5 protein-coding genes are annotated in these 8,495 nt (G+C 44.8%); 1 reads left to right on the top strand and 4 read right to left on the bottom strand.

The window, feature by feature from the left end:
* Positions 1–529: 529 nt before the first annotated feature.
* The 4 genes from gyrB to dnaA form a co-directional block, all read right to left on the bottom strand.
* Positions 530–2,950 (bottom strand): DNA topoisomerase (ATP-hydrolyzing) subunit B, encoded by a 2,421-nt coding sequence (gene gyrB / locus D9T21_RS12800; RefSeq protein ID WP_123325377.1) that lies wholly within the window; start codon positions 2,948–2,950, stop codon positions 530–532.
* A gap of 6 nt (positions 2,951–2,956) precedes the next feature.
* Positions 2,957–4,048: a DNA replication/repair protein RecF gene (gene recF / locus D9T21_RS12795; protein ID WP_105935438.1), complete on the bottom strand. Its 1,092-nt coding sequence runs from the start codon at positions 4,046–4,048 to the stop codon at positions 2,957–2,959.
* A gap of 114 nt (positions 4,049–4,162) precedes the next feature.
* Positions 4,163–5,266, bottom strand: a complete 1,104-nt coding sequence (dnaN, locus tag D9T21_RS12790) for a DNA polymerase III subunit beta (RefSeq protein WP_123325376.1) — start codon at positions 5,264–5,266, stop codon at positions 4,163–4,165.
* Positions 5,267–5,297: 31 nt separating this feature from the next.
* Entirely contained in the window at positions 5,298–6,824 is a 1,527-nt protein-coding gene (gene dnaA, locus D9T21_RS12785) for a chromosomal replication initiator protein DnaA (RefSeq protein WP_123325375.1), read from the bottom strand.
* A 552-nt stretch (positions 6,825–7,376) separates the two neighbouring features.
* Between dnaA and D9T21_RS12780 the strand changes: the two genes are divergently transcribed.
* Complete coding sequence (locus tag D9T21_RS12780) at positions 7,377–8,477, top strand: ISAs1 family transposase (RefSeq protein ID WP_123323549.1); 1,101 nt, start codon at positions 7,377–7,379, stop codon at positions 8,475–8,477.
* The last annotated feature ends 18 nt before the right edge of the window (positions 8,478–8,495 follow it).

The following is an 8,495-nucleotide window of genomic DNA, read 5'->3' as shown; positions in this document are numbered from 1 at the left end:
TTATCAGCTTTTGGCTGTAAAGACTCCATCTGACTTAATGCAGATGGTCAGTCCGGTTTTATCCTCCACACCATTACTGGCTTTCACAGGCCGAACCTTACTCACTACTACAGCTTCATCTGCCACCTCGCACCAACACCTGCCTCGAGTCTCCTCTCGTACAAATGCTTCTGGCTTATCACCAGAGACGGTGTCAGGCTTCCCCAGTTACTGCACTGGCTCCCTGTTAGAAATTCCACCCTCAAACACAAAACAGGACTGACTGAGTATCGGGCTTCGCGCTATTTTGCACGCTTACCCTCCTGCCTTGCCGAATCAGGTTCACTTTCGTTGTGTACTTCTAACTTCCTATGGCTTCCTTCGAACCCTGCCGTTGGCCAGCAACGCCCTTGCCATTCGGATTATCTTCCCCTCAGTCAGGGTGATTCAGGTTTCTTTCAACCTGACGGGTTTGCCAGCTTCGCTGGGCAAACAAAAAAACCCGGCATATTTTGCCGGGTTTTTAGTTTATAGATTTAGCAACAACAGCCTATACGTCGAGGTTTTCTACGTTCAGGGCGTTGGCTTCAATAAAGGCACGTCGCGGTTCAACCTGATCGCCCATTAGCGTTGTAAACAACTGGTCACAGGCAATGGCATCTTCGATAGTGACCTGTAGCATACGACGGCTTTCCGGATCCATGGTGGTTTCCCAAAGCTGTTCCGGGTTCATTTCACCAAGACCTTTATAGCGCTGGATGTACTGGCCACGCTTCGCTTCACCCATGAGCCATTCCAGTGCGTCTACAAAGTAGGTTACCGGCTCTTTCCGCTCATTACGCTTAACATAGGCACCCTCTTCCATCATGCCATTAATGGCTTCGTTAAGGCCTTTAATGCGCTGATATTCAGCAGACTCGATAAAGTCTCTGCCAAGGTTATACTCGTAGTCAATACCGTGCATTCGCATGATAATAGCAATGTAGTATTCGCTACGCTCGGCGTCATGTTTAATTTCGTATTTGTATAACGCGCCATCGGTTTCCTGTGTTTCCAACGCGCTGGTGAACTCAGAGGCAAATGCAGCTAACGCATCTTTATCAGTTAGATCGTCGGTAGACAGTGTTTTGGTATAAATAAGTTTGTACCACAGGCTCACTGGCATTACTCGGTACATGCGCGCAATCATCTTTTCTACGCCCTGGTATTGCTGTACCAGGTTTTCCAGCGCCACACCTTTGATAGGCAGCGCATCTTCACTGGTATATAACTCAGCACCGTCCATTGCGATAGAAGTCAGGTGTTTGGTCAGTGAGTCGTCGTCTTTGAGATATTGTTCCTGCTTACCTTTTTTCACTTTATACAGTGGTGGCTGGGCAATATATACATAGCCGCGTTCGATAATTTCTGGCATTTGGCGGTAGAAGAACGTCAGCAGCAAGGTACGAATATGCGAGCCATCCACGTCCGCATCGGTCATGATGATGATGCTGTGATAGCGCAGCTTTTCCGGGTCATATTCGTCACGACCAATGCCACAGCCCAGGGCTGTAATTAAGGTAGCGACCTCCTGAGAAGACAGCATCTTATCAAAGCGTGCTTTCTCAACGTTAAGGATTTTACCTTTCAATGGCAGGATAGCCTGGTTTTTACGGTTACGACCCTGCTTGGCTGAACCACCTGCAGAGTCACCCTCCACTATATACAGTTCGCTAAGGGACGGATCTTTTTCCTGACAGTCAGCTAATTTGCCTGGTAAGCCGGCGAGGTCTAACGCACCTTTACGACGTGTCATTTCGCGGGCTTTACGCGCTGCTTCACGAGCGCGCGCTGCATCAATAATCTTGCTGGCTATGATTTTACTTTCTGTTGGGTTTTCCAGTAAGTAGTCAGCCAGTTTTTCGTTCATGGCAGACTCTACAGCCGGACGCACTTCAGAAGAAACCAATTTGTCTTTAGTCTGTGACGAGAATTTTGGATCAGGTACTTTTACTGACACAACTGCGGTTAACCCTTCACGGGCATCATCACCACTGGTAGAAGTCTTGGCTTTTTTGTTCAGCCCTTCCTTTTCCATGTAGTTATTCAGTGTACGAGTTAGTGCCCCACGGAAACCCGCTAAGTGAGTACCACCATCACGCTGTGGAATGTTATTAGTAAAGCAGTAAATATTTTCCTGGAAGCCATCGTTCCATTGCATAGATATTTCAACAGAAATCCCATCTTCTCGTTCGCTGGAGAAGTGAAATACCTTTTGGTGAATTGGTGTTTTGTTGCGGTTAAGGTATTCAACAAACGCCTGAATACCGCCTTCATAATGGAAGTGATCTTCTTTTCCGTCGCGCTCGTCTTTCAGTTTAATTGATACACCTGAGTTCAGGAATGACAGTTCGCGTAAGCGCTTGGCCAGAATTTCATAGTGAAATTCAACATCCGAGAAGGTATCGGTACTTGGCCAGAAACGTACTGCAGTACCAGAGCTTTCAGTATCGCCAATTACGGCCAGTGGCTGTTGTGGTACGCCGTGCTGATATTCCTGCTCGTGGGTTTTTCCTCCACGACGGATTGTTAGTTTTAGCTTGCTGGAGAGTGCATTTACTACCGATACACCAACGCCGTGCAAACCACCTGATACCTTATAGGAGTTATCATCAAATTTACCGCCAGCGTGAAGTACAGTCATAATAACTTCAGCAGCAGACACACCCTCTTCCGGGTGTAGTTCAGTAGGAATACCACGGCCGTTATCAGACACGGATACAGAGCCATCAGTATGAATTTGTACTTTGATTTCAGAACAGTGTCCTGCTAACGCTTCGTCAATGGAGTTATCTACAACCTCGAACACCATGTGATGTAGACCTGTTCCATCATCGGTATCACCTATGTACATGCCGGGACGCTTCCGTACTGCGTCCAATCCTTTCAGAACTTTAATACTGGAAGAATCATAATTGTGCTGTTCTGACATTCAGTTTTACTCCTCGTTCACGTTGCAATGTTCCACGTGAAACAATTTTTTGTCTTTATATTTATTCACAAATTCAAGTTGTTCTTGTTCTATGGCAGTAACAAAAACCTGGGTCTGAGTTTCTAACAACCCATCGATGAACCGTTCTCTTTTTTCTGCATCCAATTCGGCACCAATATCGTCGAGCAAAAAGATACTGTGCCTACTGGTTTCCAGCGTAAATAGCTTTGTCTGGGCTAATTGTAATGCAGCAACTGCCATTCTTAACTGTCCGCGTGATAGCACTTCCTGGGCCTGGGTTTTGTTTACCCTAAAGCGTAAATCTGCTTTATGAGGACCAACAGAGGTGTATCCCACCTTTCTATCGTAAGGCAGCTTTTTATTTAAAGCCTGCGATAAATCGCTATCTTTTTCCCAGCCCCTATAATACGAAATTTCGACAGAAAACTCAGGTAGAAATTGCCTACATGTGCTTTCGAATACAGGAATTAATCGGTTGACGTATTCGCCGCGTAATGCATCTATACGCTCCCCTAGCACGATAATCTGCTGATCCCAATATCCCGTGTCATTTTGGGCGGATTGTCCATTATAGTCCTTTAACAGCGCATTGCGATGCTTAAGTACCTTTCCATAGTTTTTTATCAGTTCTGAATAGGATTGTTCCACGTGGAACAATCCCCAGTCGCAGAATCGTCTTCTTTCTGAAGGTGATCCAATCACCAAATCGGTACTTTGAGGGGTGAACAATTGAATAGGCAGTAAACTCACCAGATCACTAAGACGCTTAAAATGTTCGCCATTAACACTACATTTGAACTGTTCTGAATTTCCCCGGGACAAACCAATCTTGAATTGTTTACCGTCGTCATTCTGGCAGCTGGCGAAAATCGTGAACGCATCGTTATCGTGCTTAATAACCGATTGGTGTTTGGAGGTTCTGAATGAACGGCCATATCCCAGGTAATGAAGCGCTTCCAAAAGCGAAGATTTTCCACTACCGTTTTTACCGGTAATGATACTTAGCGATGGCGACGGACTGAATTGTACAGACTCGAAGTTTCTAAACTTTGTGAGCTGCACCTTATCCAAAATCATAAAACAATACTTACGCTCTGGGTGAAATAAAAACCGGGGATTAAATACAACAAAGCCGAATATCGAGATTCGGCAATGTATTCAAAAGTTATAAAAATGATGGGCTCATTACACCTACAGGCGCATGGGCATTATAACGAACAAGGCTGCACCATCATCAGCGTCTTCGATTAGCGCACTGGAATTGGCATCCATAAGATTGATCTTAACGTTATTTGAATTAATAGAATTTAATACATCAATTAAGTAAGCAACGTTAAAACCTATTTCAAGGGAATCGCCCTGATAATCGATATCGACGATTTCCTCGGCTTCTTCCTGCTCTGGGTTGTTAGCCGTAATCTTTAATTCGCCGGAAGAGATGTTTAAACGAACACCGCGGAACTTCTCATTCGATAAAATAGCAGCACGAGAGAACGCATCTTTTAATACATCTTTACTGGCCAGGATAATCTTGTCGCCGTCTTTGGGTAGTACACGACGATAATCCGGGAAGCGACCATCAACCAACTTACTGGTAAAAATGAACTCAGTAGAAAACATGCGAATATGGTTCGCGCCAATCTGAATTTTTAACAGCTTGTCGTCGTCTTCAATCAGACGGGAAATTTCCAGCACACCTTTACGTGGAATGATAACCTGACGTGCTGGCAAGGTAGCGGCAGTATAATCAAGTCGACAAAGTGCTAAACGGTGGCCATCGGTAGCAACGGTTCTTACCAGGTTTTCTTCGGTTTCAAGAGACATACCATTGAGGTAGTAACGTACGTCCTGCTGTGCCATGGAAAAATGAACGCTGTCGATTAGGCGTTTAAGATTTGCACCTGATACTTCAAACTCAACTTCGCCTTCCCAGTCTTCGAGATTCGGGTAATCGCTGGCTGATAACGTTGAGAGAGTATAACGACCGCGACCAGCACGAATAACGGCTTTATTGCCATCAAGTGAAAAGTTGATTTCTGTACCATCAGACAAGCCACGACAAATATCAAAAAGCTTCTTGGCAGGTACGGTGATCTCACCTTCGGCAAAGTCCCCTTCCAGTTGTGTACTGGAAATTAACTCCACCTCTAAATCTGTACCCGTTAACCAAAGTGCGCCTTCACTAACTTTTATTAAAACGTTAGATAGAATCGGCAGAGTATGGCGTCTCTCTACTGCCCCGGATACTAGTTGTAATGGTTGTAAAAAGTTTTCCCGGCTGATGGTAAAGTTCATCGAATTCTTTTCTCACCTGTGTTGGTTTCTGTTAAGAAGACAGTGTTCTTATCAAGTTCTTATAGTCTTCTTTTATATCATGACTTTCTTCTTTTAGCTGCTCTATTTTGCGGCAGGCATGCAACACCGTAGTGTGGTCTCTGCCACCAAACAGATTACCCAGCTCGGGCAAGCTATGATTCGTCAATTCCTTAGATAACGCCATGGCGACTTGTCTTGGCCTGGCAACACTGCGGCTGCGACGTTTTGACAGAATATCAGATACCTTTATTTTATAGTAATCTGCGACCGTTTTTTGAATATTATCCACCGTAACCAGCTTTTCTTGTAACGCGAGTAAATCTCTCAATGCCTCACGCACAAAATCAATGGTGATTGGTCTGCCGGTAAAGTTTGCGTTGGCAATAACGCGGTTTAATGCGCCTTCCAGTTCCCGAACATTCGAGCGCAAACGTTTGGCGATAAAGAAAGCAACCTCGTTAGGCAGCTGAATATTATTCTCAGCCGCTTTACGCATCAGAATCGCCACCCGGGTTTCAAGTTCCGGCGGTTCAATTGCGATGGTTAGTCCCCAGCCAAACCGCGATTTAAGGCGGTCCTCTACCCCGTCAATCTCCTTGGGGTAACGGTCGGAGGTAAGAATGATTTGCTGATTACCTTCCAGCAACGCATTAAAGGTATGGAAAAACTCTTCCTGGGAACGTTCTTTATTGGCAAAGAATTGAATGTCATCAATGAGTAACGCATCCACCGAACGATAAAAACGCTTGAAGTCCTCGATGGCATTATTTTGCAGCGCTTTAACCATATCCTGCACAAAACGCTCGGAGTGCATGTAAATGATTTTAGCATCCTGCTTAGTATTGAGGATGCCGTTACCTACTGCATGTAATAAGTGAGTTTTACCTAAACCAGTGCCGCCATATATAAACAGCGGGTTATATGAGCCGCCTGGATTGTTGGCTACCTGGCTCGCCGCAGCTCTGGCTAACTGGTTAGACTTACCCTCAACAAAGTTATCAAACTGATAAGTGGGATTGATATTGCTCTTGTGACTCACGCCTTCCGGTATAGGGATGACCTTATTTACCGTCTGCCCTGCCGATGCTGGTGGATTAACCCTGGCACTTACCGGCGCCGGTGCAGCTGGCGGACTTTGCATTGATGCATTGTTGCCATTAGTGAAAGCGTTTGATTGTTGAGGAGGCTGACTGTAATTATCAACAGATGCAGAAAACGACGATCCCCTTGCCGATCCGCGGATCGGATCGCTGTCGGTGACACTTGGCGCCGGATTAGACGCAGCCGGCGCAGCACGACGTTGAACCACCTCGAAACGCAGCTGTGGCGCCTGTTTGCCGCCGCTGAACTCAACAAATAACTGATTGATCTTGTCGCGGTATTTTTCTCGAACCCAGTCCAAAATAAACCGATTCGGAGCATAAAGCGTTACAGCATCCTGATTTTGTTCTGATGTTAGTGGTCTTATCCACATAACAAACTGCTGTGTAGGGAGTTCCTGACGCAAACGCTCCAGGCACTGATTCCATAAAGACATATTATTATTATGCTCCGTTCTGGCTCTAGGCCTTATTTTTATTGTTATTATCGTTATTTAATGTTGTGTATAAATGCTGCGGGTCGCATCGACTAACAAACAGGTGAATTGTGAGTAAACTGATGATGTCACGCTGATCGATTAACTAGCTTGTGGATTATCTTACTTATTCGATCCAAAGTAAATCCGGATCAGCAAAAAACCCCGACGCGAAACGTTTAATTTTATGTTTATTAAAGAAAAATCTTTAAATCACGATCAGATCGCACAGTTGTGATCGAGGACCCTGTATAGGCGATCAGTAGCCGATCGTGTGCTTGACAAGACCTCAATTTGGTGGATCGCCACTAAAACTGTGGATAAATTGTATTGACAAAAATAATTATTCACAGTCCGCGTAATTTCTATTCGTGATAGGGCAACAAAATTAGGATTATTAAGCAGGGCAAGATCGTACTTTTGTTAAATTACTCTGATATCTGATCGATTTAATTCGTTATATTTATCATCATTAGTGTGATCAAATAGTTTTTTTGATGACACGAGTTAATTATGAGTTTTCTAAGCCATTTTTCAGAAGTTACCGATCCCCGCACGCAAATTAATGTTCAACATGACTTTATTGATGTGATATTTCTGACTGTGAGTGCAGTCCTTTCTGGAGCAGAGGGTTGGAGCGATATAGAAGTGTTTGGTCGAGATAAACTTGATTGGTTGCGCCAATACCGTCCCTTTGAAAACGGCATTCCTGTTGACGATACCATTGCCCGAATTGTTCGAGTAATATGCCCTGAACAATTAAATAAAGCCTTTATGAATTGGGTGAATGAAGTGCGTGTTGAAACGGGTAAGCCTCAAATTGCCATCGACGGTAAGACACTTCGTCATTCCTACGATGGCGATAAGCAAACGGCATTACATAGCATTACCGCCTGGAGCAAAGATGCAGGTTTAGTGCTTGCGCAACTGAAGTCATCGGGCAAGAAAAATGAGAATGCTTCGGTATTGGACCTACTCGACACGCTTAATATTAAAGGCGCTCTTATCAGTGCAGATGCCATGAACTCTCAGAAAAAGATAGTCGAGAAAATCAGCTCGGAGAACGCAGATTATGTGCTCTGCATCAAAAACAACCACAAACAACTACGCGATGAAATTGCCGCCTATTTCCATAAGGTAGAGAGGGATAATCCCGCTTGGATTGCCTGTAATGAACAGACTGATTCTGGCCATGGACGAATTGAAGTACGCCGGTGCCAGCAACTAAGAGTCAGTGAGTGGATAAGTGAAGCACAGCACTGGAAAGGTATACGCAGTGTTATCAAAATAGAGCGAGAGCGCCACCTTAAAGACAAAGAGGTGAGCACTGAAACGCAATATTACATCAGTTCACTGGATATTGACCCCGTTGCGGTCAACCAGGCTATCCGAGCACACTGGGAAGTCGAAAATAAAGTCCACTGGGTGTTAGACGTGACGTTCAAAGAAGATGATAGCCGAATACGCAAAGAGGACGGAGCGGAAAATGTCGGAGTGATTAGGCGGTTTTGTTTGAATATGGCTCGTTTACACCCCAAGAAAGCCAGCATGAGAAGCAAACTCAAAATGGCTGGCTGGGCCGATGAATTCAGAGCAGAGCTTATTTTTGGGTAAAAGTATGCGGTTGCCCTG

Source organism: Marisediminitalea oceani (assembly GCF_003731635.1).
GTDB lineage: Bacteria > Pseudomonadota > Gammaproteobacteria > Enterobacterales > Alteromonadaceae > Alteromonas > Alteromonas oceani.
The sequence above is the reverse complement of the archived record's forward strand: the minus strand, read 5'-3'. Positions and strand labels throughout refer to the sequence as shown.